The sequence below is a fragment of the Pseudomonas sp. BT76 TE3572 genome (assembly GCF_050435365.1).
Classification (GTDB): domain Bacteria; phylum Pseudomonadota; class Gammaproteobacteria; order Pseudomonadales; family Pseudomonadaceae; genus Aquipseudomonas; species Aquipseudomonas fluorescens_W.
Map to the genome: position 1 here is coordinate 6,850,704 of NZ_JBNDKE010000001.1, position 24,219 is coordinate 6,874,922.

At 53.7% G+C, this 24,219-nt stretch carries 22 protein-coding genes and 1 tRNA gene; 16 read left to right on the forward strand and 7 right to left on the reverse strand.

Annotated features, from left to right (window positions below; genetic code table 11):
- The first annotated feature begins 87 nt into the window (after positions 1 to 87).
- Positions 88 to 393 (forward strand): hypothetical protein, encoded by a 306-nt coding sequence (locus tag ABH912_RS31340; protein ID WP_008145652.1) that lies wholly within the window; start codon positions 88 to 90, stop codon positions 391 to 393.
- A gap of 166 nt (positions 394 to 559) precedes the next feature.
- The gene (locus ABH912_RS31345) at positions 560 to 880 is read left to right on the forward strand and encodes an I78 family peptidase inhibitor (RefSeq protein WP_033061805.1); all 321 of its coding nucleotides are present in this window, start codon (positions 560 to 562) and stop codon (positions 878 to 880) included.
- Positions 881 to 952: 72 nt separating this feature from the next.
- On the opposite strand, the gene ABH912_RS31350 is transcribed toward ABH912_RS31345, so the two are convergent.
- Positions 953 to 1,165 (reverse strand): cold-shock protein, encoded by a 213-nt coding sequence (locus ABH912_RS31350; protein ID WP_007905882.1) that lies wholly within the window; start codon positions 1,163 to 1,165, stop codon positions 953 to 955.
- Positions 1,166 to 1,457: 292 nt separating this feature from the next.
- Positions 1,458 to 1,760 carry a hypothetical protein gene (locus ABH912_RS31355; RefSeq protein WP_129443097.1) on the reverse strand — a complete coding sequence of 101 codons (303 nt, stop codon included), beginning with the start codon at positions 1,758 to 1,760 and terminating at the stop codon, positions 1,458 to 1,460.
- Between the two features lie 374 nt (positions 1,761 to 2,134).
- Here ABH912_RS31355 and thrS point away from each other — a divergent pair, with 374 nt between their 5' ends.
- From thrS to ABH912_RS31400, 9 genes are all read left to right on the forward strand, one after another.
- Complete coding sequence (gene thrS / locus ABH912_RS31360; protein WP_033061803.1) at positions 2,135 to 4,057, forward strand: threonine--tRNA ligase; 1,923 nt, start codon at positions 2,135 to 2,137, stop codon at positions 4,055 to 4,057.
- Positions 4,057 to 4,608, forward strand: coding sequence for a translation initiation factor IF-3 (gene infC, locus ABH912_RS31365; RefSeq protein ID WP_169857083.1), 552 nt, complete (start codon positions 4,057 to 4,059; stop codon positions 4,606 to 4,608). The genes thrS and infC overlap by 1 nt, the downstream gene beginning before the upstream one ends.
- A gap of 60 nt (positions 4,609 to 4,668) precedes the next feature.
- A complete protein-coding gene (gene rpmI / locus ABH912_RS31370) occupies positions 4,669 to 4,863 on the forward strand; it encodes a 50S ribosomal protein L35 (RefSeq protein WP_008145659.1) in 195 nt (64 codons plus the stop codon).
- Positions 4,864 to 4,890: 27 nt separating this feature from the next.
- On the forward strand, positions 4,891 to 5,247 hold the full coding sequence (rplT, locus tag ABH912_RS31375) for a 50S ribosomal protein L20 (protein WP_007905879.1): 357 nt from the start codon (positions 4,891 to 4,893) through the stop codon (positions 5,245 to 5,247).
- Between the two features lie 109 nt (positions 5,248 to 5,356).
- Positions 5,357 to 6,373 carry a phenylalanine--tRNA ligase subunit alpha gene (gene pheS, locus ABH912_RS31380; RefSeq protein WP_054596661.1) on the forward strand — a complete coding sequence of 339 codons (1,017 nt, stop codon included), beginning with the start codon at positions 5,357 to 5,359 and terminating at the stop codon, positions 6,371 to 6,373.
- Between the two features lie 26 nt (positions 6,374 to 6,399).
- Positions 6,400 to 8,781: a phenylalanine--tRNA ligase subunit beta gene (gene pheT, locus ABH912_RS31385; protein ID WP_429512710.1), complete on the forward strand. Its 2,382-nt coding sequence runs from the start codon at positions 6,400 to 6,402 to the stop codon at positions 8,779 to 8,781.
- 3 nt (positions 8,782 to 8,784) lie between these two features.
- Positions 8,785 to 9,087, forward strand: coding sequence for an integration host factor subunit alpha (gene ihfA / locus ABH912_RS31390; protein ID WP_002553164.1), 303 nt, complete (start codon positions 8,785 to 8,787; stop codon positions 9,085 to 9,087).
- On the forward strand, positions 9,068 to 9,424 hold the full coding sequence (locus ABH912_RS31395) for a MerR family transcriptional regulator (protein ID WP_003179985.1): 357 nt from the start codon (positions 9,068 to 9,070) through the stop codon (positions 9,422 to 9,424). The genes ihfA and ABH912_RS31395 overlap by 20 nt, the downstream gene beginning before the upstream one ends.
- A gap of 89 nt (positions 9,425 to 9,513) precedes the next feature.
- Positions 9,514 to 9,590: transfer RNA gene (locus tag ABH912_RS31400), tRNA-Pro, on the forward strand.
- 699 nt (positions 9,591 to 10,289) lie between these two features.
- Here ABH912_RS31400 and ABH912_RS31405 read toward each other — a convergent pair.
- Positions 10,290 to 12,953 carry an ATP-binding domain-containing protein gene (locus tag ABH912_RS31405; RefSeq protein WP_429512712.1) on the reverse strand — a complete coding sequence of 888 codons (2,664 nt, stop codon included), beginning with the start codon at positions 12,951 to 12,953 and terminating at the stop codon, positions 10,290 to 10,292.
- Positions 12,954 to 14,054: 1,101 nt separating this feature from the next.
- On the opposite strand from ABH912_RS31405, the gene ABH912_RS31410 reads away from it, so the two are divergent.
- From ABH912_RS31410 to ABH912_RS31430, 5 genes are read left to right on the forward strand one after another with little or no spacing between them, the layout of a single operon-like run.
- A complete protein-coding gene (locus tag ABH912_RS31410) occupies positions 14,055 to 14,264 on the forward strand; it encodes a hypothetical protein (RefSeq protein ID WP_213605982.1) in 210 nt (69 codons plus the stop codon).
- Complete coding sequence (locus ABH912_RS31415) at positions 14,257 to 16,332, forward strand: DEAD/DEAH box helicase family protein (protein WP_429512713.1); 2,076 nt, start codon at positions 14,257 to 14,259, stop codon at positions 16,330 to 16,332. Before ABH912_RS31410 ends, ABH912_RS31415 begins: the two co-directional genes overlap by 8 nt.
- Position 16,333: 1 nt before the next feature.
- Positions 16,334 to 16,507 (forward strand): hypothetical protein, encoded by a 174-nt coding sequence (locus ABH912_RS31420; protein WP_415264200.1) that lies wholly within the window; start codon positions 16,334 to 16,336, stop codon positions 16,505 to 16,507.
- On the forward strand, positions 16,504 to 18,513 hold the full coding sequence (locus ABH912_RS31425; protein ID WP_429512715.1) for an AAA family ATPase: 2,010 nt from the start codon (positions 16,504 to 16,506) through the stop codon (positions 18,511 to 18,513). The genes ABH912_RS31420 and ABH912_RS31425 overlap by 4 nt, the downstream gene beginning before the upstream one ends.
- On the forward strand, positions 18,506 to 18,943 hold the full coding sequence (locus ABH912_RS31430; RefSeq protein WP_213605980.1) for a DNA phosphorothioation-associated protein 4: 438 nt from the start codon (positions 18,506 to 18,508) through the stop codon (positions 18,941 to 18,943). The genes ABH912_RS31425 and ABH912_RS31430 overlap by 8 nt, the downstream gene beginning before the upstream one ends.
- Before the next feature lie 255 nt (positions 18,944 to 19,198).
- Here ABH912_RS31430 and ABH912_RS31435 read toward each other — a convergent pair whose 3' ends face one another.
- The 4 genes from ABH912_RS31435 to dndB are packed head-to-tail and all read right to left on the reverse strand — an operon-like array spanning position 19,199 to position 24,175.
- Entirely contained in the window at positions 19,199 to 19,564 is a 366-nt protein-coding gene (locus ABH912_RS31435) for a DndE family protein (RefSeq protein ID WP_213605979.1), read from the reverse strand.
- A complete protein-coding gene (gene dndD / locus ABH912_RS31440) occupies positions 19,561 to 21,573 on the reverse strand; it encodes a DNA sulfur modification protein DndD (protein ID WP_429512717.1) in 2,013 nt (670 codons plus the stop codon). Before dndD ends, ABH912_RS31435 begins: the two co-directional genes overlap by 4 nt.
- Entirely contained in the window at positions 21,570 to 23,096 is a 1,527-nt protein-coding gene (gene dndC / locus ABH912_RS31445) for a DNA phosphorothioation system sulfurtransferase DndC (RefSeq protein WP_415264204.1), read from the reverse strand. Before dndC ends, dndD begins: the two co-directional genes overlap by 4 nt.
- Complete coding sequence (dndB, locus tag ABH912_RS31450; RefSeq protein ID WP_429512720.1) at positions 23,093 to 24,175, reverse strand: DNA sulfur modification protein DndB; 1,083 nt, start codon at positions 24,173 to 24,175, stop codon at positions 23,093 to 23,095. Before dndB ends, dndC begins: the two co-directional genes overlap by 4 nt.
- Positions 24,176 to 24,219: the final 44 nt, after the last annotated feature.

Consider the following 24,219-nt stretch of genomic DNA (forward strand, 5'->3'; position numbering starts at 1 on the left):
TTTTGCGCGGCTTTTGGCACTCCGACTTAGGCATGAGAGGAGGGCTATGCGACACTTGGTCTTTGACGAATTTTCAAGGACTGTGCTGTGCAAATCGATTTGAACACTCCTGACGGCTTGACCCTTGAGGCGGTGCGTCAGCTGCTGGCCTCTGCCAGCGACGATGAGCACACTCAATTGCGAGTCACCAAGGGCGGCATCGCCTACATTTCGTCAGGCGTTGTGGGCGGCACTGATATCAGCGGGCTGTTGTTTCGTCTGGAGACGTGGGCCAAGGGTTCCGGTTATGTCGGATTGGTCGCGGCCAGTGACGAGGTCTGGGTCATGCAGATTTTCAATGCGCTGAAAGAGAACTGGCCGAATCCGCCATTCGACTACATTGACGTTTATTGAACGCTGTTCATATTCAGTCACGATTGAGTGGTAAACGGCAGGGCGATGCTCAGGCAAACTCGCCACGTGTCCGAATAGAGGGCAGGGAGCTAGTACTCCCTGTGAAACCAAACGCCAGATTGGCGGTCGCACGATCTCAGCTTAACTATTGAAAAAAGGAGGCTTCATGCCTTGGAAGCTCGCGTCATTGGGTACTTTGCTGGCCGTTGCCATGCTGGCCGGTTGCAGCACTACCTCCACCGAGTCGACAACAGATCCTGTCACGACGACTGACACGGGTCATAGCCGTTGTGAGGCAAAGGCTGCCGAATTCACCATTGGCAAAAAGGCTTCGCCTGAACTGCTGGAGCAGGCGCGTACTCGCGCAGGCGCGCAGAATGCACGGTTCCTCTTGCCCACCGACATGGTGACCCTGGAGTACCGCTCCGATCGCCTGAACCTGAATACCGATGCCAATCGGGTCGTCACCCGCGTCAACTGCGGCTGATCGCTTCAGGCTTTTGTTTCGCCCATAAAAAACCCCGTCACATGGACGGGGTTTTTTTAGTGCGGCTGAAAATTACTCAGCGCGGACTTGTGCAGCTTGCATACCCTTTTGGCCTTTCTCAGCCACGAAGGAAACGGTCTGGCCTTCTTTCAGGCTTTTGAAACCGTCGCTTTCGATAGCTTTGAAGTGTACGAACAGGTCGTCACCGCCACCTTGAGGAGTGATGAAGCCGAAGCCTTTTTCATCGTTGAACCATTTAACGGTGCCGGTTTGGCGATTAGACATGGTGTATCTCCAAGAAACATATATTTTCAGTAGTGCTGTGCTGCTCAGGCCAACTGGGCACACCGGGGTATCATAGTCGAAATGTTCGCTTTGGGAGCCCCCCGGACGTGCTGTTTGCCCTGCAGTCGCGTTCCGTTTGCTGCTTTGTTTGGCTGCAAGCCCCGTTTTAAAAGGCTTTCAGCCAAAAGTAAAGACAATAAAAAAACCTGTAAAACCTGAATAAATTGTACGAAAAAGCGGTTTTCAGAGGCTTTTTACTGTCGTTGCAGGCGCAAAAAGCGCTCTGTCGGGCTTATTTTTTGGCCTTGTTATCGGCTTTGCACGCGCTGATTTGCGTCAGTGCTTTTTGTTTCAGGGCGTCATTGGCGGTGTTGTCCATCAGGGACTGGATGTCTTTGGCAGGGTACGATTTGATTGCATCGGCGCCGCAAGCGCAGTGAGCTTTCGCTGCTGCAGCACCGATCTGCGGAGTGGCCGCTTCTGTGCACTGAGCCATGTATTTCTCGCGTTCGCCCTTAGGCCAATCGGCATGGGCGGCCAGTGGCAGCAGCAAAACGATGGGGGCGACTACTGCGAATAAACGTTTCAGATGCATGCTGGGATGCTCCTTGTGGGTCAATGTCTTGTTATCTGAGGGGTAAAGCGGGGTGCTAGTTCATCACTCTGGCATAAAATTACCCGATTTGCCCCAAGACAAAGCCTCGGTGCATCGACGACCGTTCATCTGTGCTAGCATGCCTGGCTCGGGCGTTTGCAGGCTCCGGATGACCTTCAGTCCCGGTAGCGGCAAATGTGCGAATAACCCTGATTTGAATCCCAGTCACTCTGGTTCGGTTTTCCGGTTGGCCGCAAGGCTCCTGCCGCTGTAAGGCAGGCGTTCGTCATTGAATGGCCTGGATCGGATCTTGTACTGGCTCATCCCAACCCACGTGACCTTTGGTAGGGGTCACCACTAGGAGAGGAGGCGCCATGCCAACTATTACTCTTCCCGACGGCAGTCAACGTTCATTCGATCACCCGGTATCCGTAGCCGAGGTCGCCGCATCCATTGGTGCAGGTCTGGCCAAAGCCACCGTGGCCGGCAAGGTCGATGGCAAGCTGGTCGACGCCAGCGACATCATCGGCAGCGACGCTACGCTGCAAATCATTACGCCAAAGGATGAAGAGGGGCTGGAGATCATTCGCCACTCTTGCGCCCACCTGGTTGGCCATGCGGTCAAGCAGCTGTACCCGACGGCCAAGATGGTCATCGGTCCGGTCATCGACGAAGGCTTCTATTACGATATCGCCTTTGAGCGTCCCTTCACTCCGGACGACCTCGCCGCCATCGAACAGCGTATGCAGCAGCTGATCGAAAAAGATTACGACGTGATCAAGAAAGTCACTCCGCGCGCCGAAGTGATCGAAGTGTTCAAGGCCCGCGGTGAAGACTACAAGCTGCGTCTGGTCGAGGACATGCCGAACGAACAGGCCATGGGTCTGTACTATCACGAAGAATACGTCGACATGTGCCGCGGTCCGCACGTGCCGAATACGCGCTTCCTGAAATCCTTCAAACTGACCAAGTTGTCCGGCGCCTACTGGCGTGGCGATGCCAAGAACGAGCAATTGCAGCGCGTTTACGGCACGGCGTGGGCAGACAAGAAGCAGCTGGCGGCTTACATCCAGCGCATCGAAGAAGCCGAGAAACGCGATCACCGCAAGATCGGCAAGCGTCTGGGCCTGTTCCACACCCAGGAAGAGTCGCCGGGCATGGTGTTCTGGCACCCGAACGGCTGGACTCTGTACCAGGTGCTCGAGCAATACATGCGCAAGGTTCAGCGCGACAACGGTTACCTGGAGATCAAAACTCCGCAGGTCGTTGACCGCAGCCTGTGGGAGAAATCCGGGCACTGGGCCAACTACGCCGACAACATGTTCACCACGCAGTCGGAAAACCGCGACTACGCCATCAAGCCGATGAACTGCCCTTGCCACGTGCAAGTGTTCAACCAAGGCCTGAAAAGCTACCGTGAGTTGCCGATGCGCCTGGCCGAATTCGGTGCTTGCCACCGTAACGAGCCATCGGGTGCACTGCACGGCATCATGCGCGTGCGTGCGTTCACTCAGGACGACGCCCACATCTTCTGCACTGAAGAGCAGATGCAGGCCGAGTCCGCTGCGTTCATCAAGCTGACCATGGACGTTTATGCCGACTTCGGCTTCAAAGACGTCGAGATGAAGCTGTCCACTCGTCCGGAAAAACGCGTCGGTTCCGACGAGTTGTGGGATCGCGCCGAAGCGGCCCTGGCTGCAGCCCTTGATAGCGCTGGCCTGCCGTACGATCTGCAGCCGGGCGAGGGGGCGTTCTACGGTCCGAAGATCGAGTTCTCGCTGAAAGATTGCCTTGGCCGCGTCTGGCAGTGTGGTACCCTTCAGCTCGATTTTAACCTGCCTGTCCGTCTGGGAGCCGAATACGTCTCTGAAGACAACAGTCGCAAGCACCCGGTGATGTTGCACCGGGCGATCCTTGGCTCCTTCGAACGTTTCGTCGGAATCCTGATCGAGCACTACGAGGGTGCATTCCCCGCGTGGCTGGCTCCGACCCAGGCAGTGATCATGAATATCACTGATAAACAGGCTGAATTCGCTGCTGAGGTTGAAAAAACTCTCAACGAAAGCGGATTTCGTGCCAAGTCTGACTTGAGAAATGAAAAGATCGGCTTTAAAATCCGCGAGCATACTTTGCTCAAGGTTCCTTATCTCTTGGTTATCGGAGATCGGGAAGTCGAGATGCAGACTGTCGCTGTGCGTACTCGTGAAGGTGCTGACCTGGGCTCGATGCCCGTCGCCCAGTTCGCCGAGTTCCTCGCTCAAGCGGTTTCCCGGCGTGGTCGCCCAGATTCGGAGTAATTACTATTAAGCGTGAAATGAGACAAGATAAACGAGCTGCACCGAAGGCCCCGATCAACGAGAATATCTCGGCACGCGAGGTTCGGTTAATTGGGGCTGAAGGTGAACAGCTTGGGATTGTGTCAATTGAAGACGCGCTTCTTAAGGCTGAAGAGGCCAAGCTGGATCTGGTGGAAATTTCCGCCGATGCAGTACCCCCTGTTTGCAAACTGATGGACTACGGCAAATCGATCTTCGAAAAGAAGAAGCAGATTGCCGCGGCCAAGAAAAACCAGAAGCAGATTCAGGTTAAAGAAATCAAGTTTCGTCCAGGGACGGAGGAAGGGGATTACCAGGTAAAACTGCGCAACCTGGTACGTTTCCTGAGTGATGGGGACAGGGCCAAGGTATCCTTGCGATTCCGCGGCCGTGAGATGGCCCACCAGGAGCTGGGGATGGAACTCCTCAAGCGAGTTGAAGGTGACTTGCTCGAGTACGGTTCGGTCGAACAGCATCCTAAGATGGAAGGACGCCAACTGATCATGGTCATCGCCCCGAAAAAGAAGAAGTAATCAATAGGGCACGGCAGGCCTTCTGATTATGTTTATCAACTGAATGCGGAGTATCCGAACATGCCAAAAATGAAAACTAAAAGTGGTGCTGCTAAGCGGTTTCTGAAAACTGCTAACGGTATCAAGCACAAGCACGCTTTCAAGAGCCACATCCTGACTAAAATGTCGACCAAGCGTAAGCGTCAACTGCGCGGTAGCAGCTTGCTGGCACCGTGTGACGTGGCAAAAGTCGAGCGCATGCTGCGCCTTCGTTAATTTAGTCAAGAATAGAGGAAGTAACTCATGGCTCGTGTAAAGCGTGGCGTCATTGCCCGTAAACGTCACAAAAAAATTCTGAAACTTGCTAAAGGCTACTACGGCGCTCGCTCGCGCGTATTCCGTGTTGCCAAGCAAGCGGTAATCAAGGCAGGCCAATACGCCTACCGTGACCGTCGTCAGAAAAAACGTCAGTTCCGCGCTCTGTGGATCGCTCGTATCAACGCTGGTGCACGTATCAACGGTCTGTCCTACAGCCGTTTCATCGCCGGCCTGAAAAAAGCGTCCATCGAGATCGACCGTAAGGTTCTGGCTGATCTGGCAGTGAACGAAAAAGCGGCGTTTGCTGCGATTGTCGAGAAAGCTAAAGCCACCTTGGCTTAAGTACCCCCGACAGTCACCCGGCCTCACCTCTGTGGGGCCAGGTGTTAAACGTCATAAATAGGGGAAGAGCCTTCAAGCTCTTCCCCTATTTTGTATCTGGAGTCTGTACATGGAAAACCTGGATGCGCTCGTCTCTCAAGCTCTAGAGGCTGTGCAAAGCGCTGAAGATATCAATGCCCTGGAGCAAATCCGGGTTCACTACCTTGGCAAAAAGGGCGAATTGACTCAGGTGATGAAGACCCTGGGGAATTTGCCGGCAGAAGAGCGTCCGCAAGTCGGCGCCCTGATCAACGTTGCCAAGGAGCGTGTCACAGAGGTTCTCAATGCGCGCAAGGCACTGTTTGAAGAGGCCGACCTGGCCGCCAAACTGTCCGCCGAGTCCATTGACGTGACCCTGCCTGGCCGTGGCCAGACCTCGGGTGGTCTGCATCCGGTTACTCGCACTCTGGAACGTATCGAGCAGTTCTTCACTCACATCGGCTACGGCATTGCCGAGGGACCTGAGGTCGAAGACGACTACCACAACTTCGAAGCGCTCAACATCCCAGGCCATCACCCGGCCCGGTCGATGCATGACACCTTCTATTTCAATGCCAACATGTTGCTGCGCACCCATACCTCGCCGGTACAGGTCCGCACCATGGAATCGAAAAAGCCGCCGATACGCATCGTCTGCCCAGGCCGTGTGTACCGTAGCGACTCCGATATCACCCACTCCCCGATGTTCCACCAGGTCGAAGGCCTGCTGGTCGACCGCGATATCAACTTCGCCGACCTGAAAGGGACCATCGAAGAGTTTCTGCGCGTGTTCTTCGAAAAAGAACTGGCCGTGCGTTTCCGCCCTTCGTATTTCCCGTTCACCGAGCCATCCGCCGAAGTCGACATGGAATGCGTGATGTGCAGCGGTAAAGGCTGCCGTGTCTGCAAACAGACTGGCTGGCTGGAAGTGATGGGCTGCGGCATGGTTCACCCGAATGTGCTGCGCATGTCCGGGATCGACCCGGAAGAGTTCTCGGGCTTTGCCTTCGGTATGGGTGTTGAGCGTCTGGCCATGCTGCGTTACGGCGTGAACGACTTGCGTCTGTTCTTCGACAACGACTTGCGGTTCCTCGCGCAATTTCGCTAGTCGTAACGAATTCTTAGGAGAGCAGGATGAAATTCAGTGAACAATGGCTGCGTGGCTGGGTAAGCCCGCAGGTAAGTCGTGACGAGCTGGTTGCTCGTCTGTCGATGGCCGGTCTTGAGGTCGATAGCGTTACGCCGGCCGCTGGCGAATTCACCGGTGTGGTGGTGGGCGAAGTGCTGAGCACCGAACAGCACCCGGACGCTGACAAGTTGCGTGTTTGCCAGGTCAGCAATGGCTCGGAGACCTTCCAGGTCGTTTGCGGTGCGCCTAACGTGCGTCCGGGCCTGAAGATCCCGTTCGCCATGCTCGGTGCCGAACTGCCAGGCGATTTCAAGATCAAGAAAGCCAAACTGCGTGGCGTTGAGTCCAACGGCATGCTGTGCTCCCAGGCCGAGCTGCAAGTCGGCGAAGGCAACGATGGCCTGATGGAATTGCCGGTCGATGCGCCGGTCGGTCAGGACATTCGTGAATACCTGAGCCTGGACGACGCCAGCATCGAGGTCGACCTGACCCCGAACCGCGGCGACTGCCTGTCCCTGGCCGGTCTGGCCCGTGAAGTCGGCGCGTTGTACGCTGCTGAAGTCACCCGTCCGGTGGTTGCTGTCGTGCCAGCCGTGCACGACGAAGTGCGTTCGATCGAAGTGCTGGCGCCAGCCGCTTGCCCGCGTTACCTGGGTCGTGTGATCCGTAACGTTGACCTGTCCAGGCCAACGCCGCTGTGGATGGTCGAGCGTCTGCGTCGTGGTGACGTGCGCAGCATCGATGCTGCCGTCGACATCACCAACTACGTGATGCTGGAACTGGGTCAACCACTGCATGCCTTCGATCTCGCCGAAATCAATGGCGGCATCCGCGTGCGCATGGCTGAAGAAGGCGAGAAGCTGGTGCTGCTCGACGGTCAGGAAGTCAGCCTGCGTAGCGATACGTTGGTGATTGCCGACCACACCCGCGCCTTGGCAATCGCCGGCGTGATGGGTGGCGAGCACAGCGGCGTCAACACCGCGACCACTCGCGATGTGTTCCTGGAAAGCGCGTTTTTCGATCAGATTGCTGTCGCTGGCAAGGCCCGTTCCTATGGCCTGCACACCGACGCCTCGCACCGCTATGAGCGTGGCGTGGACTGGCAGTTGGCCCGTGAAGCCATGGAGCGCGCCACCGGCCTGCTGCTGGAAATCACTGGCGGCGAAGCTGGCCCGATCATCGAAACCGTCAGCGAGCAGCACCTGCCGTCGATTGCGCCAGTTACTCTGCGTGCGCAACGCATCACTCAGATGCTGGGTATGGAAATGGATTCGGCCGAAGTCGAGCGACTGCTCAGCGGTTTGGGTCTGAAGATTTCTGCCGATGGGGCAGGGCAGTGGCGCGTAGAAGTGCCAAGCCATCGCTTCGACATTAGCCTGGAAGTCGATCTGATCGAAGAACTGGCTCGTCTGTACGGTTACAACCGTCTGCCGGTTCGCTACCCGCAAGCTCGTCTGGCGCCACAGGCCAAGGCTGAGGCGCGGAGCGATCTGCCTGAGTTGCGTCGTCTGCTGGTCGCCCGTGGTTATCAGGAAGCGATCACCTACAGCTTCATCGATCCGAAACAGTTTGAGCTGTTTAATCCAGGTGTCGAGCCGTTGCTGCTGGCCAACCCGATTTCGAATGACATGGCGGCCATGCGCTCGTCCTTGTGGCCTGGACTGGTCAAAGCGCTTCAGCACAACCTCAACCGTCAACAGGATCGCGTCCGTCTGTTCGAAAGCGGCCTGCGTTTTGTCGGTCAGCTGGAAGGCCTGAAGCAAGAGCCGATGCTGGCGGGTGTTGTTTGCGGTAGCCGTCTGCCGGAAGGCTGGGCGCAAGGTCGCGATGTCGTGGACTTCTTCGACGTCAAAGCCGATGTGGAAGCGGTGCTGGGCTTCGCCGGTGCACTGGATTCATTCACTTTTGTGCCGGGCAAACACCCTGCGTTGCACCCGGGTCAAACCGCGCGCATCGAACGTGAAGGTCGCTTGGTCGGTTTCGTCGGCGCTATCCACCCTGAATTGTCGAAAACCCTCGGTCTCGACCGTCCGGTCTTCGTTTTCGAGCTGGTTCTGGCCGAAGTGGCGTTGGGCAAAATGCCTGAATTCCAGGAGTTATCGCGCTTTCCTGAAGTGCGTCGTGACCTGGCCCTGATTGCGGCCACGGACGTTGCGGCCAGTGCTGTAATGGACGTAATCCGTGAAAATGCAGGCGAATGGCTGACAGACCTCAGGCTATTTGACGTGTATCAGGGTAAAGGCATTGATCCTGATAGAAAAAGCCTTGCAGTCGGCTTGACCTGGCAGCATCCATCGCGCACTCTTAATGACGATGAGGTGAATACTACGACGCAAAACATCCTCACCTCGCTCGAACAAAGGTTGAACGCCACGTTAAGGAAGTGACGTATGGGGGCTCTGACGAAAGCTGAGATGGCGGAACGTCTGTATGAAGAGCTGGGCCTGAATAAACGGGAAGCCAAGGAATTGGTCGAACTGTTTTTTGAGGAAATCAGGCACGCTCTTGAAGACAACGAACAAGTCAAATTGTCCGGTTTCGGCAATTTCGACCTTCGGGACAAACGCCAGCGGCCTGGCCGCAATCCGAAAACGGGTGAAGAAATCCCGATCACGGCTCGCCGTGTGGTCACCTTTCGTCCAGGGCAGAAGTTGAAGGCCCGAGTTGAGGCTTATGCTGGAACCAAGTCATAACGACGAACTACCCGTCATCCCAGGCAAACGCTACTTCACCATTGGTGAAGTCAGCGAGCTGTGTGCGGTAAAACCACACGTGCTGCGTTACTGGGAGCAGGAGTTTCCTCAACTCAACCCCGTCAAACGCCGCGGAAACCGCCGGTATTATCAGCGACAAGACGTGCTGATGATCCGGCAGATTCGCGCGCTTCTTTACGATCAGGGGTTCACCATCGGCGGCGCGCGCTTGCGTTTGTCCGGCGATGAAGCCAAAGACGACACCACTCAATACAAGCAAATGATTCGGCAGATGATCGCTGAATTGGAAGATGTACTGGTTGTGCTCAAGAAATAATTTCCTGCTTTTAAATACTTCCAGTTTTCAAAAGCTTGCGATATATTCTTGAGCGTTCTTCGAGAAGAGGAACGGGTTTCACGCCTAGTCGGGGCGTAGCGCAGTCCGGTAGCGCACTAGCATGGGGTGCTAGGGGTCGAGTGTTCGAATCACTCCGTCCCGACCATATTTTTCAATGACTTAGCCCAATCTTCACCGGTTGGGCTTTTTCATATCTGAAAAAATACTCCCACATTTACTCCCACGGATATCTTGGATCTCGGTAGCTATGCCATCTGAGAGGCGTTTGTTGGCGGTGATGCAGAATTGCCCTACCTGCTGGGGCAAGACTGCCCCAACATAGATAGGTAGATACCCAGCACAGACGGTCGTAGCTTTGAAAGCTCTTTGGGTCAGAGTTTTTTCGGCAGATGGGTCAATTCTTCATCAGCGCCTACAATCGTGGGGTCTCGTTAGTACCACTCGACCTCGGTGCGTACCCCGGCGCAGAGCACCATGATTCTTTTCGTAAGGTACTCATCGACTGGCGCTGCATTTTTGAGCTGAGTCTGCGCCCTGGGGAAGACCTTCGCGGCACCTCCAGCCTTCCCTCTGTACGTGTCAACGGTTATTGCCCCGATATCAAACCCAACTTCCCGGGCCATAAGCCAGTGCCCTAGCTCATGATGAATAACTCGTCTCACGTCTTGTTGATCGCTCAGTCTTGGCAACGCCATAATCAGCTCTTAATACATCGAAATGTCGCTTTACAGTCAGGAATCTTTGCCTTAGATGGCCTTGAAACCGATCTACTTTTGGGTTTTGTGAAATGGTTACTCCGCCGGATCGAAAAGTCCTTTGAGCCGGCGCAGTCATTTGCCAGTGCCTACCAGCGTTCGGCGAGGGCGGGGCGAAGGCTTACTAGGGCAGGCGGCAGCTCCTGATGACAGACCAGGCCTAGGTATGTCGCCGCTCGGGTGGCACCCACATACAGGAACCGTTCGAACAGCGCGGGTTTGGCTCTGACAAGCTCGTCCAACCCGATGAAGAACACTGCTTCGAATTCGAGGCCCTTGATGTGCTGGACATCGAACACGCGAATATCGGATTCGTTGCCCAATGACTGGCCATCTACGCACGGAGTCGCGCGCAGGCTCCGGCTTTCCAACTTGTCGGTCAACGCTTGAGCTACTGGTTTCACATGCGCCTCCGAGGTCACCAAAATGGCAATCGTAGGAACAGCTTCGCCCTTGGCGCGGATCTGATCTTCGATCTCGAAAATCCTCTCGGCTACCCAAGTGACGACCTCTTCACCCTCAAGGTTCTCCCCGAGCACCGGCTTAACGCCTTCGTGAGAAGAGTGCTCTGGTAGGCGACCTACCGCCTCGGTGTCTCCGTCCATGAGTCCAAGCAGCTTGATGGCAAAGCTATTCAAAAGGCGGCTCTGACGATACACAGTATTGATTCGGTGAGGCTTGAGGCGTGGCGAGATCCACTCGAGCTGATCTATGTGCTTGAGACCATTCCCAGTGATTCGTTGATTGAAGTCTCCGCAAGCGAAGAACGACTCGATCGCCGGGTCAGTCAGGCTCTCCATGCATGCCAGCTGGAGGGTTGAAAAGTCTGTCGCTTCGTCGACTAAGACCTGCTGCAGGAACTGGCTCGAGATTCTAGCCAGCTCCGTAAAGCGAGGTTCGTCGAGGTGCCGCTTAATGAAGTCCTGCCGGATGAGCTCTCGAGCGGAGCGAAGCATGAGGAGAAGAATTGCATCAAGCTCAGTCTCATCAATGTGGGAAGGCTGCTCTGGTCGTTGATAGCCGTACCGATCGAACGCCAAGCAATCGCGGCGGAATGCTCTGTAGCTTGCGGGTACATCAAGTAAGTATCTCTTCCATGCGTCTCTGAAACGCCGCAAGGCGTTCTGGAAGCTCATCTCTCGTCCAAGCGTTTTGAGCCATTCATCAGAAGGCACCCGGTCACCGAGCCAGTCTCGGATCTGCGTCGCTCGGCTTGTCTTTCCTAGATTGCTGTTGCGATAGCGAGTGCGTGCATAACTCTGGAGAAACTTTTTGTAGGCCTGGAAGGCTCTGAGTTCCGCGGTATGAGTGGGAGTAGGTGTCATGTCCTCTGTGGCGTCGTCATCAAACTCAGCCCCATCTTCGTCGTCATCATCGTTTTGACCGAGGCTTTCGAGGAATGTAGCCATCTCCCCGAAGACAGCTTTGTTACGGTTGTGAAGGAGGTTGCCTTGCTGCTGGATCAACTTGTCTGTGGTTGCACGACTGGATTTGATCATCGGATCAATCCGTGCCTCGAGGTTGTTCCATTCGGCGTAAGCGCTGAGCAGTCCCTCTGGTCGGAGCTCATTTGCCGTGACGTACAGTTTATGCACCACTGCATCTACTAGGTTAGGAGCCGAATCTCTCAGCAGAACTGCTCCCTCTTGGAGGGAGGAGAGCAAGCGGTTTTGGTGTAGTGATTTGAACTCTGCGAACCACTGGCGGGGATCGTCGTTGATTTCTAATGGAGCGAAATGACGATCCTCTTTGAGAATGCATGTACCGCCGTTACCCGTCTTGAGGATGCCAAATGCTGATCTAGCCAGTTCGTGCCGGCGCTTGCTCCAGGTTTTGATATGTTCATCGGAAGCTGGCACATTCTCACGACTGAAGGCCTCTTTTACGTAGTGCTTCAACAGCTCTGAAGGGGTGAACATCACCCACCGTGAACGTCTTGATTGAGGGCCTAGTAGCAGTCGCTCGTCCTGGCTAAGCGCCTCCCAATCGAGCTTCTGGCCGAGCCGTTTGATCAGCGTTGTTGTTTTACCTGTGCCTGGCGGGCCCAAGATAATCAGCTGGTGATCAATGGAAAGACGGAAGACCTCGTCTTGAAATTTGTCGAGAATTGCTTGGTCTCGCAGGGCCATAGCCTTTCGAATTTCGTGGCGTACACCTTTGCGGATTTTCTCAATTTCAGAGTGACCACCCAGCATTGCTAAGAATTCATCGCCATCGTCTGGCTGTACAACCTTCCGAAGAGAGGGAATCGTCTGCGGGGCTGAGCTTTCTTGTCGCCAAACGCCGTCGATGGAATCCCACAGCTCAGCGAATTTCTGCGGCTTCAGTTCTAGCTTGTCTAGGATTCGAAAGCTGACTTTCTTTCCCGCGATCTCTAACTCGACGTCCTCACCTACGTCGTGAGCAGCCAGTCGCCCGAAGGGGGTGCGATACCCCGCTAGCTTCCCCCGATTGAGGACGAATCCTCCAGTCGTGCGGCAGATGTAGTAAGTCTCAACCTGACCCCTATCGTTCTCCACAACTATCCGGGAGACTGCAGGTTCGCGGACGAGGCTCGCTAGCGATTTAGTTACGTCGTCAGAAATGGATGCTATCTGCTCCACTGCTGCCGAGCCGGTGAAGGTATTTACGACTGCCAAGGCATCGGAGGCCTCGCGACTGCCCGATGCGAGTTGTTTGGAGGCAATCTGTTCGATTTGGTGGAACGAATCTAGGGCGTCGTTGGCAAGATCCAACGCATCAGTGGTACTCATTGAAGCACTCCCTGTTTCAAATAATCACGACTACGCCTGCCAAAAATGCATGTGCGTAGCTTTATGTGCTCATGCGGCGATGTTCATCTGCTGCTCCAGATCCTAAATCCTGGCGCCTTTTGTTGCTAGCAGATTGCCATGAATGAGTACATCTATGTAGTCAGCGTCTATTAAGGCGTGGAAGAATCCGCTTATGGAGAGGGATCGGCAATATCCAGACTCCGCAGAATTTGGAATGTAGGCTTAAGCACTGCAGCGCTTTGACAAGACGGCCTATCCTTGGGCCGCTTCGCCGGGCGCTGCGGCTATTCCAGGCCAGCAGAGCGACACCTGCGCTGGATGGGATCGTCGCGGTGCAGGCAGGTTCGTCGCCGAATGCCGATGATCCCGACTGCAGCTTCTATTTTCCGGAGCTGCACCTGGGCGCTTGGCCTACCCCGACTTCCTTCACCAACACCTGCAAAGGCGAGCGGCTGCAAAAGGCACAGGCACGCTTGAAATCATCAGCCCGTTTTTGCCGAGAAGCCCACCAGTGGGAGCACCCAGGAGCTGATGAGCGAGTTCGCGACGGTATCGATACAAGTTTGCGAGATATGAGACTATGCTATCCATTTTACTGGCACTGTGCCATTTTTTGTGAGGTGCAAGCGAGTATGGCACGAGTCCGTAGAGGTGACGGGGTCGGCTCGGCAAACTGGCTGCCTTAAACCTGCGTTGGAACGCCAACCCGAATACCGGTGACAACAAGGCGCTGGTGTACGAGGGCGTGTCGATGCTGGGTGCTGAAGAGCGCAAGCATATTATCGAGGCCAGCCTGGCGTGATGGGCTCAGCCTGTGTGAGGCAATGCGGCGGTGTGCTGGCCTGTTGATGGGAGCTGGCTGGTGAGTAAAGGGCGCGTCTGGCTTTACCCACGATTCGTCAGTGTATATGTTGTCAGGCATCGCAAAATGGCAGATTGCGGTATACCAGGGATGGCCCTCCGAATGTGCTGCGGCAACCGCCGCATACCGCCGCGCCACCCTCCGACCCCGTCTTAATTGCCACCCCAGTTTGAATTGGGCTGGCCCGCACTATAGCAGGCGGCTGCGGAGTGCTGTGCATGAATGAGTTGAAGCAGGCCCTTCCGGACATCGTCTTAGAGCGGGACCGTGTGCGCTTTGATGGAACGGATGCGGAGATTGAGCGCTACTACGCCACCGGCGAGCCAACCACCTTATGGCAACTGGATTATCGTAACCATACGGAAGAAAAGTCTATTGATACGGGCGTTCTGGATGCATTGAAAAAGGAATTCGATCTGTATGTTTGATGAAATCGATCTTCCGCTGTCGATTAATACTTCTTCCGAAGATCCCAGCGCGATCTTCTTCGACCCGGTTCTAAAGAGAGCAGTCACCTACGACGTAGGTGTGGGGTATTTTACCTCCGGCTGGATTGCGGATACCGCTCAGGGTATCTCGCAGTTCGCCCGGTCCCGGGGCAAAGCTCGATGGATTGTCGGCCACGAGTTGCAGGAGAAGGACCTAGACTGCATCGTGAATTCGAAAGCGATGGCGGATAAGGAGTTTCAGGCCAAACGGATTTTTGAGGAAGAGGTGGATCAGGTGTTCTCGGCACTCAAAGAGGACGCCTGTCTAGCGCTGGCTTGGCTGATCAGAGATGGCATTGTTGAGCTGAAAGTGGCAGTGCCCACCAATAAGCTGAGTGGGATTTACCATGCGAAAAATGGCATCTTTTCGGACGAGGCGGGCAACGATATCGCCTTCAGCGGCTCGTACAATTTGACCTCCAGAGCCTCGTCCAACTGGGAGACCATTGACATTTATCGGTCGTGGGCGAGTGAGGAAGGTCGCCAGCGGTGCGAGAAAAAGAAGCGCGAATTCGAGAGCACCTGGCAAGGTAGAGACCCCAATCTCCTGATATTTACACCCACATCCACGACGCTGGATAAAATCAAAGCTTATGCCACGACGGGCTCTCGCCCTTACAGCTTGCCATCTGGCCACCCGGCCGTCCCCCAAGCCATTCAAAATGAAGAGGGAAGGATCCGGGGGTACCAGGAAAAAGCCATCAAAGCCTGGTTTGTTCAGAATGGGCAAGGGCTGTTCTGCATGGCCACCGGAGCCGGCAAAACCATCACCGCCCTGACGGCGACCACCCGGCTATTGGACCACTTCCGCACTCAACAAGCCAAGCTTGTCATCGTTATTACCGTTCCCTACTTGCACTTAGGGGAGCAGTGGGCGGACGAAGCGGCGTTCTTTGGCTATGACGCGATCAAATGCTACGGGGGCAAAGACAAGTGGTTGGGTACGCTGCAGTCCGCCTACAATCAGCTGCTGTCAGGGGACCGTGACCATATGGTAGCCATTGCGGTCAATGACACCTTCAAGAACAGCCAGTTCCAGTCGTTCCTTGATGGTATCCGTGCCAACTTGTTATTGGTGTCGGACGAGGTGCATAACATGGGCGCTGAGAACATTGTCCAGAAGCTGCCCCAACAGGCGCGATTCCGAATTGGGTTGTCGGCCACGCCCATCCGCCACAACGACCCCTTTGGCACCAAGGCCATCTTTGACTACTTCGGTGAGCCGGTAATTGAGTTTGACATCAAGGACGCCATCGACGCCGGCTTTCTGTGCAAGTACAACTATTACCCGATCGTCTGTGAGTTAGATCCGGAGGAGCTGGACGAATACATCCGGTTAAGCAAGAAGATTGCCCGGCTCATGGCCATGGGGAATAAAGACGATTTTTCGACCAGCCTAAAGCTCGAGCTTATCAAGCGCGCCAAGCTCACCGGCAGCAGTGGGGGCAAAAAGCGCAAACTGAAACAACTGCTGAACGAAAGTCAGGACCGACAACACACCCTGATCTATTCCAGTGAGGCCATCAACGACGGCGAACGGGATATCGACCGGATTGTTCAGATTGCCGGGAGGGACTGCCAATGGCGCGTGGCCAAATTCACGGCCGAAGAAAGCAAAGAACAGCGCGCCGAGATTCTTGGCAGTTTTAAGGCTGGCGACATTGACGCCATTGTTGCCATTAAGTGCCTCGATGAGGGCGTTGACATCCCGCAAACGAAAACCGCTTACATCTTGGCGTCCTCGACCAACCCCCGTCAGTTCATTCAACGACGGGGACGGGTACTGCGTCAGTACGACGGTAAGGGCCATGCATCCATCTATGATTTTATCGCGATTCCTCCCCTAGACAAGTTGGGGGAGGACGAAGAAACGTTCAATATCGAAAAGAGCATGGTAGAGCGTGAGCTTGATCGAATTAATGAGTTTGCCGAGATTTCCGAAAACTACGGACACACCCTTTCCACCTTACGCGACATCCGAAAAAAACTGAAACTGTTAGGTGCTTAATATGAAGAAGCCCAATGAGGTCATCAAAGCTGCTTCTCCGGAAGTCCAGTCGGTTATCAATCAAGTCCTGAAAATTCATCAAGAAGGCAAGCATTACAGAGATCTGCCAGGGGACATGGAGCGGGATTTCTGTGAGCGCATCATCAAGGTGATTAAGGACGAAGTGAAGGCATGAAATTAAAAAAATTAACCATCAGGAACTTCCGGCAGTTCTATGGCGAAGTGTCGATCAGTTTTTCAACCGATGACAAGGCCAGCGTCACGGTCATCCACGGAGAAAACGGTGCCGGCAAAACCTCCCTGTTGAACGCCTTTAAATGGGTGCTCTACGGAACCACCGACTTCGATACCAACAACCAAAACATTCTGAGTGAAAGAGCTATTGCGGAAGCGGGCCAGGACAGCCCGATCATCATGTCGGTGACGTTGGAGTTTGATGATGACGGATTCGCCTACACCGCGCACCGGGAGCAGAAATTTGTCAAAGGAGCGGGTTTGCACGCGGAGTCCTTGAGCCCCTCCGTACCGTTACTCAATTGGATTAATTCTGCAGGCCTATCCGGTCGTTCTTCGAACCCGGGCAGCCAGCTCAATCAAATCTTGCCGGAAGATATGCACGGCTATTTTTTCTTTAACGGGGAGCGCATCGAAAAATTAGCCTACAACAGTGCCTCCACTCAGGTCAGAGAGGCTATTAAGTGCCTAATGGGCCTGAATATTCTGGATCGTGCTGAAAAGCAGCTGAAAGGTCCGGTGATCCGGCATTTCAACAAAGAAGCCAAAGACAGTTCTTCTGGCAATATGACGGTGTTGCTGGAAGAGCAATCGAAGTTGACGGATAAAATCCAGCAAAAAGAAGACGAGATCAAGGGTTGGAAAAGTACCCTGAGTGAAATTGACCTAGAGATCGAAGCCATCGATAAACGGTTACAGTCGATCGAGGCGATCGCTGAAAAGCAAAAGCGGCGAAAGATGCTTGAGGAGCAGCTCGAGCAAATCATAATAGATAAAGCTGACGCCTCGGCTGCGCTCAACAAAAACGTCACAGAACGGGGCTTCCTGGCGTTTATTGATTCACAACTGACCGGGGTGAAACAATATCTGGATGAAATGCGGATCCGGGGGGAGATACCCAGCAAGATAAAAGCCACTTTTATCGATGATCTGATCGGTCTGGGTAAGTGCATCTGCGGTCAGCCGCTGGAGCCGGGAAGTGATTGTGTGATGGCACTTGAGTCGTACAAAACCACTCTCAAGGATAATGGCGTTGAAGAGCAGTTCATGACGCTGTTTGGTCACATGTCCCATTTGCAGTCCGAACGTAAAGCATTGTTCGCCAACATTAATGAGTCGATGACTAAATTGACCGAGCTGGACGACCGACGAATGAACTTTCTGGGGCAAATTGATGAGCTAGGCGAAAAGATTAAGGGCGTAGAGGATTCCGCCGATTTGGAGGAGCGGCGAGTGGGATTAAAGGCGGATAGCCGAAGACTCAACGCCAACTGCGCCGTCGGCGAGCACGCCAAATCCGACTGGGAAGAGCAGCTAAAAGACAAGGAAAAGGAAATTGAAAAAGAACTCGCCAATTCCAATCAGGCGGATTTGAGCCAGCGCAGAAAACAGCTGGCAAAGGAAGTAGCGGAGACCATTGGCGAATTTCACGAAGCGATGGCCCACCAGGTACGCTTAGATTTGTCGAAAAAAGTCGATGACACCTTCCGGAAAATCATGAAGAAAGATTATTGGGCGGAGATCGATGAGGGCTTTACGCTCAAAATATTTAAGAACATCGAAGGGCACGGTAAGCAGCCGGTGTGGGAGAAATCCACCGGTGAGAACCAGGTTACAAGCCTTTGTTTTATTAGCAGCGTCGTTAACAGCGCTAAAGAGCGGGTCACTAAATCGGGTGGGTTGCAAAAGGGTGGCATTTATCCAATCGTGATGGACTCGCCGTTTGGTGCGTTGGACCCTGAGTATCGCCAAAAAGTGGCGAACTTCATTCCTGCCCTTGCTGACCAGGTCATCGTCATGGTGTCGAAATCTCAGTGGCGCGGCGAGGTGGAAAGAGAGTTATCCAAGCGCCTGGGTAAGCAATACACGCTCACATATCATAAGCCTAACCCAGGCAGTGATGAAAAGTTCGAATATACAAAGTTGGAGGAAGGGTTCTATGGTTGATCGTGTCCGGAAACCAGCTAAACACACCGACACCTTAAGTTATCTGAAGGATGACGTGGGTGTCTTCGCCTCCTTTAAGGACGCCATGGTGTTTGCCGCGGCCTTGGGTTTTTCCAGAAAAAAGTCGGTGGCGTTCGACAAGTCTAGCGAGCCCATCCCCTTGTCGGTGTTTCGGGGGGAGTACGACGACGCTTTTATGAACGTGCTGGCCCTGTTCGAGCATCAGGATTCCAGTTACTTGGAGCCTGAGGGCGATAAATTTGACGCCAAGATCAAGCTCTTCGAAGAATACGCCTGCGGCGGTTTGGATATTATCAAAAGCACGATCATCGACCCGGGACTGGATGCACAAAGTGCCATCATTAGGCTGATTCTCGACGAGCAGGCCGAGCACACGATCATTGATGATATTACGGCGCTGGGCGCCTAAGGTCCGGCCTCCGGCTCCAAAACTGCAGAGTGCAGTGGGGCTTGCCGGTGACGTGGGAATGACGTAGGGAAAAAGTTTGAAAAGATTTAGCTGGGCGAAGTGTAAATCAATGGTTGAACACGATAGTCAGAAAATCAGAATCATAAATGATATTCGGAAAGCACACGTTAGAATGTAGTCTTAGTGTTTTTCAATTGAGCTTAACGCCATATAGGCTCGTTAATGGTTGAGCCCACCGCTGAAGGTGGGCTCTTTTTATTTACTTGCTATCAGCAAGGCTACGTCTTTCAGGGAGCGTACATGTCCCATTTTATGCAAGCCTACCTCGATGAGAGATGCGACATGCCTGACGGGATCCCACTCTAGAGCACTTTGATGCGTGAACTGCCTGAGTAGTGCTTCATAGATATCCAAGTGCTCGCCAAATAGAGTTGGGGCGTTAAATTCCTGGCCATCCAGGTCTGACACACTTGCATTGCCAAGCCCATTCTCGTCAGCGAGTGCAAGCGCGATCGCAAATCTACTCAAAATATTGGGCGTCAGGCCTGTCTTCGATTTTAGGTACTTCAGCTTTGCAGTGGATGAGGCTGATATTTTAAATTTGTGCGGAAATACGTTCATGCGTTTTGTGCCCACCGCCAGAAATAGCCTTCCTCTGCTTGAGTGGACCGGGTTTCTGGGTTGTATACCAGATGATAAGAGTGCGAAATACTTCCCTGTAGGCCTTCATAGAAGGCGTAATCAATTTCCGTATCCGTCGAGAGAATGATGACTTGGTGACTTGTTTTAGGGAAATAATTTTCCACGAGCTTTTTCCGATGAACCGAGTCCAGTCGGCCCAGTGGTGTGTCGATCACAACTGGCAGGCTTCGCCCTGAAGTGCGGGCCAGCGCTTCTAAGATCGAGATCGCAAAGATTTGCTTCTCGCCGGCTGACAATTCTTCTTTACGAAGTATTACGCCTTCATCGTCGATCAGTACGACCTCGAAGGTGTTTGGATCGATCTGAATGCTGAGATTCCGATCCTCTTTGCGAGCCAGGCCATTGAATGAGGTGTAAAACTGCGACTCGAGCTCTTTGAGTTTTTCAATTCGAGCGCGAGTAGAGAACTCTTTCAATACATCTTTGGCATTCTGTGCAAGACCGGTCAGGCGCTCCTCTTCCTGGGACTCCGCTATTTCGGTGTAGAGATCGTCTAACTGGCGTGCAGCCACCGAGAGACGTGCGAGGAGGGCCTTTGCCTCTTCAGCCAATACCGATTTCTGCTCCTCAAGAGCGGAAAGCCGTCCTTGTAGCTGCCCTTGTTTGTTAAACAGTGGGGTCAGTACTTTTTCGTCGGGCGCCCTAGCGATATTTTCCCGGGCGGATTCGATCTGGCTATCGGTTTCCTGAAGCGTCATCACTAAGTCAGCAGCACGCTGTTGGAGCGAGCCAACATCGTTCTGTAGGCGATGAGTGATGCTGAATCGTTGAGTATCCGAGAGCTCGTGTACTGGAGCTTGTTGTTCAGCGCTGTTCGCGACCTCTGAGCCGAATGTCCTCAGAAAAATATCTTGAAGGGCAGGGAGCTGATCCTTTGTCATAGCGAAGGCAGATTCGACTTCTGCTAGAAAATTGCTCTGCTGACGTTGCAAGTATTCGGAGAGTACCTGTGTTTTTTCCGCGCGTTGCTCAGCGTCTATTTGCGCTAGCAGTTTCTCGTTGAGACTTTGAGTTATAGCGAAAGGTAGCAGGCCGCTGAGCATGTCATGCAGGGTGTGCTCTATAGCTTTTTTGTCGCTAACCAATGCATCGAGGTTGACCGTTTCCTCTTGCCTGGAGGCGCTCCAGGCGCCACCGCGTGCATTGATGCTCGCTTCGATGTTGCCAAGGTTCTTGTTGGCCTCGACAGTATTCACGCGCATGAGGAGAAGCTTTTCGCGTACTTCTGCCAGTTGCTCGTTCAGATCGTTATATGTCCGTTCTGCTTCAACAATTTTTTGCTTGCGATCTTCAGAAGCCTTTTTGATCGAGCGCCCTCTAATGATAACGGAGAGGTCGGAGTGCAATCTATCGATGAGATCCAAGCCCAAAAGCTTGTTGATCGATTCACGCAAAGCATCTCCGGATGTTTCTTCGGCAAGGCTCGTGATTTTTTCGCCGTCGAAGAAAAACAGCTCAGAGACGCCGATTGGGATCAGCTCGTTGAGAAATGCTTGTGCCTGATCATAGGAAAGCTCGGTCAGAGGGTGCCCGTCCCTTGAAATGATCAGGCCTTCTTTTACCTTGCCAGCATGGTCAACAAACCAATCGCGTGTCAGTTGATAGCTTGAAATAACACCATATTGTGCATAGCGAAAAGTCAGCTCGACAGCCGATCGCGTAGGCTTGGCGATGCTGTTGTGAGCTCTGTGTATGCATTCACGAAGATACTGATGGTACTCGGCAACCGTTGCGCCGGAGCCCAGTACGCCTTTGCCGTACAAGGCAAGCTTCAGCGCGCTCAGAATGGTCGTTTTGCCGCCGCCGTTTAGGCCGCCAAACAAAACAATAGGCGCGTTTTTGCCTCTTTTGATCTTCGGAACCAGGTCAAAGTCGTGGGCTCCGCTAAACACGCGGAAATCTAGTACTGAAAGAGAGTCAATAATCATTGCAGCAAGCCATCTATGTCGGCTTTCAGAGATTCGAAAGCAGTCTTGTACGTATCGGTAACTTTAGGTACGGCGCGTCGTTCCATCGCCTCGTCCAATCCACCCCAGTCTTGCTCCAGGACTTTCTGCAGCTCGTCCAGAATGCCTTTTCGGCGTGAAAGCCCTGAGAATGACAACTCTGTATCGATGAGTTTCATGATCAGCACTGCTGGAACGCCGCGCTCAGCCTCGAGTGCGTTGAGAATGGCCGCATCAGGTTCAGTAAACGCGCCGGCATCATTTTTGATCCACTCGACTGTATCTTCGGGGTAAACCTCTCCGTAGATTTTAGGAAGCGAATCAATCCAGTCCGGTTCGTTTGGATCCTTGAGCCACTGTTGGCGAATCACTTGCAGCTCGTCGCGGCCGATCAGCTCAATCTCGCGATCAGTCTCACGAATACCCTTCTCAATTTCCAAAAGTAGCTTCAGCCACTCTCGACGATATTTCATCCAGTACGGACCAGGCACGTGCTTGGCGGCGGTATTGGAGTCGTCATCGATAGCCCCTCTTGCGAAGGTCACTTTCCCGGTACGGCGTTTGTAGTTACGGAATTCTGTCTTATTTTCGGGCAGCGAGCTGGCGTGCAGTTGGTTGCGGAACTGGAGCAGCGGTAGCATCCAGTCCTCTCCGCTGTTTACGAGTCCTTCGATCGCTTTGTCGTGTGTCACAACAGTGCAGGTCCAGCATCCGAAACGCGAGTTTCCGCACGATGGTGTATTGGTATCGATGACGAGCGGGCACTCTCCAGCATTGGAGTCTTTGTAGAGCTCAAACAGTACTCGGTTAGAGCCACCCCAAGGCCTTGCAGCGCTCATGAGGTATTCCCACACATCATCAGCGTGCCAAAGCTCAATGGGCATGTAGGTATACGCATTGTGCAATGTCGTGTGTCGACCCAGTGCAGAACCATCGATTTTGTGGCGTGTGATTACCTGGGCACGCGTGGAGCTTTCTTCTCGCCTGGAGCCAAGCACAACCACGACTTCACCGAAGCGAGCTACCTTATCCTTGATAAACTCGCTCACAGGGTCAATTTTCATCCGCTCAGTACACCAGCGGAATGCTTTGGTTGGGGCAGGGTAGCCTTTGCCCAGCAGGTTGGCCCAAAACGTCTCGCCGACTTTAGGAGTGACAGAGTGTGCTGTCATGGGTAGTTGATCCTGAATCGCCTGGGCGTTCACCGAATCAAGCACCTGGCGGATCATGTCGACGACTACAGGGGTTTCCACTCGAGTGTCGGAGGAAACCACGTACACATGCTTATGGCGTTCCTCAGGCGGCAACATCTTCAACGCGTAGTATGTGAGCGAGAGAATCACGGTGGAGTCTTTACCACCGCTGAACCCTACCACCCAAGGGCGATTATCTGCCTTGTAAATGCTCTGAAGCTCGCGGACAGCGTCCGCTAAAGGTCTACCAGCAATGATCGCTTCTTGGACGAAGTCATCGTGTGATGGATAGAGAAATTGATCATTACTCATTTTTGAGGAAACCTGTTTTCTAACTCGCGTTCAACCGTGGACAGCGGGACACCAAGCTTCTTCTTGATGAGACTGGCGGTGAGTGCAACGTTCGTTGTGGCTTTGGAGATCCGGCCGTGAACCATGGCCCGGCCTTCCCATTCAGGATTGGCTCTGGACCAGTCGATGGTGCGCAGTTGGCTGATGGTTTTTTTCCACTCGGATTCTTTGCGGATAATCAGCTCAGCACCGACGAGTCCCATCGCTTGCAGCATCACGCCGTGGGCATGGATGTAGTTGTCACGTAGCTCAGACGTCGACAGCTCTTTGTTTTTGGCCCTTATCCAATCGGGCATCTGTAGAGATACCTCTTCCCAGAAAGATTTTGCGAGCTCTCTCTCGTTTTGCGCGATGAGATCACCTTTCCCTTTTTTCAAGAGGACACGGGACGCATTTTTGATGGCGCTGAGAGTAAAGAGCTTGGAACTGCGAGGGGAGAGACTGGACTTCTCCAGCTCAGTCATCCTAGAAAAGACGTCTACATTTTTTGCCAGATACCTGGCCAGATCAGAAATCTGATCGCGGTGGTCGTACAGGGTGCTGATTGAGTTGCTCGGCCGTACGGCATGCTTGTTGAGGTCGGCGAACATTTGCTGGCTGCGATTGAGCCCTTCATCAATAAAGAAAAGGACTGGGATGTTGTCGTGGCCAAGCTCTGGATTCTCACGAATTGCTTGCTCGATGGCTGCGCGGCGATGCTGGCCGTCGTTGATCAGGATCGGAGCTTCCATGGGGATTGTGAGCGTGCCGATGCTTTGCCCCAATCCAGTGTCGGAAGCAGGGGTAAATTGGACTGCCCCATCAACTGAAGCGGTGATTGCAGAAAGGGTGTAGTCATCGCGATTATCAAGCAAATATGCGGAAATCTCAGGAACTCTAGCCAAGTTCAGCGTGCGCTGCGCGCGCAAATCCGCAGGCACGTTTTCCTCGTTGAAAATGAAGATTTTCGGCACGAGGCGCATCGGGCACATCGCTATGTAGCATGGCCTACCGGCTTGAATGCCTCTGACGCAGGGGAAGGAGTGGATATAGGTCGTCATGTGTTCGCATGTCTTTTCTCAGCAGGTACGTTATTTTGCATATT

Bases quoted from the DNA above. Each gene is read 5' to 3' on its own strand.
- ABH912_RS31405 (WP_429512712.1), bottom strand. From the start codon at position 12,953: ATGAGTACCACTGATGCGTTGGATCTTGCCAACGACGCCCTAGATTCG.
- ABH912_RS31355 (WP_129443097.1), bottom strand. From the start codon at position 1,760: ATGCATCTGAAACGTTTATTCGCAGTAGTCGCCCCCATCGTTTTGCTG.
- ABH912_RS31350 (WP_007905882.1), bottom strand. From the start codon at position 1,165: ATGTCTAATCGCCAAACCGGCACCGTTAAATGGTTCAACGATGAAAAA.
- pheT (WP_429512710.1), top strand. From the start codon at position 6,400: ATGAAATTCAGTGAACAATGGCTGCGTGGCTGGGTAAGCCCGCAGGTA.
- ABH912_RS31415 (WP_429512713.1), top strand. From the start codon at position 14,257: ATGTTTGATGAAATCGATCTTCCGCTGTCGATTAATACTTCTTCCGAA.
- ABH912_RS31410 (WP_213605982.1), top strand. From the start codon at position 14,055: ATGAATGAGTTGAAGCAGGCCCTTCCGGACATCGTCTTAGAGCGGGAC.
- ABH912_RS31420 (WP_415264200.1), top strand. From the start codon at position 16,334: ATGAAGAAGCCCAATGAGGTCATCAAAGCTGCTTCTCCGGAAGTCCAG.
- ABH912_RS31395 (WP_003179985.1), top strand. From the start codon at position 9,068: ATGCTGGAACCAAGTCATAACGACGAACTACCCGTCATCCCAGGCAAA.
- ABH912_RS31430 (WP_213605980.1), top strand. From the start codon at position 18,506: ATGGTTGATCGTGTCCGGAAACCAGCTAAACACACCGACACCTTAAGT.
- rplT (WP_007905879.1), top strand. From the start codon at position 4,891: ATGGCTCGTGTAAAGCGTGGCGTCATTGCCCGTAAACGTCACAAAAAA.
- ihfA (WP_002553164.1), top strand. From the start codon at position 8,785: ATGGGGGCTCTGACGAAAGCTGAGATGGCGGAACGTCTGTATGAAGAG.
- ABH912_RS31425 (WP_429512715.1), top strand. From the start codon at position 16,504: ATGAAATTAAAAAAATTAACCATCAGGAACTTCCGGCAGTTCTATGGC.
- dndC (WP_415264204.1), bottom strand. From the start codon at position 23,096: ATGAGTAATGATCAATTTCTCTATCCATCACACGATGACTTCGTCCAA.
- dndD (WP_429512717.1), bottom strand. From the start codon at position 21,573: ATGATTATTGACTCTCTTTCAGTACTAGATTTCCGCGTGTTTAGCGGA.
- thrS (WP_033061803.1), top strand. From the start codon at position 2,135: ATGCCAACTATTACTCTTCCCGACGGCAGTCAACGTTCATTCGATCAC.
- pheS (WP_054596661.1), top strand. From the start codon at position 5,357: ATGGAAAACCTGGATGCGCTCGTCTCTCAAGCTCTAGAGGCTGTGCAA.
- ABH912_RS31345 (WP_033061805.1), top strand. From the start codon at position 560: ATGCCTTGGAAGCTCGCGTCATTGGGTACTTTGCTGGCCGTTGCCATG.
- rpmI (WP_008145659.1), top strand. From the start codon at position 4,669: ATGCCAAAAATGAAAACTAAAAGTGGTGCTGCTAAGCGGTTTCTGAAA.
- ABH912_RS31435 (WP_213605979.1), bottom strand. From the start codon at position 19,564: ATGAACGTATTTCCGCACAAATTTAAAATATCAGCCTCATCCACTGCA.
- dndB (WP_429512720.1), bottom strand. From the start codon at position 24,175: ATGACGACCTATATCCACTCCTTCCCCTGCGTCAGAGGCATTCAAGCC.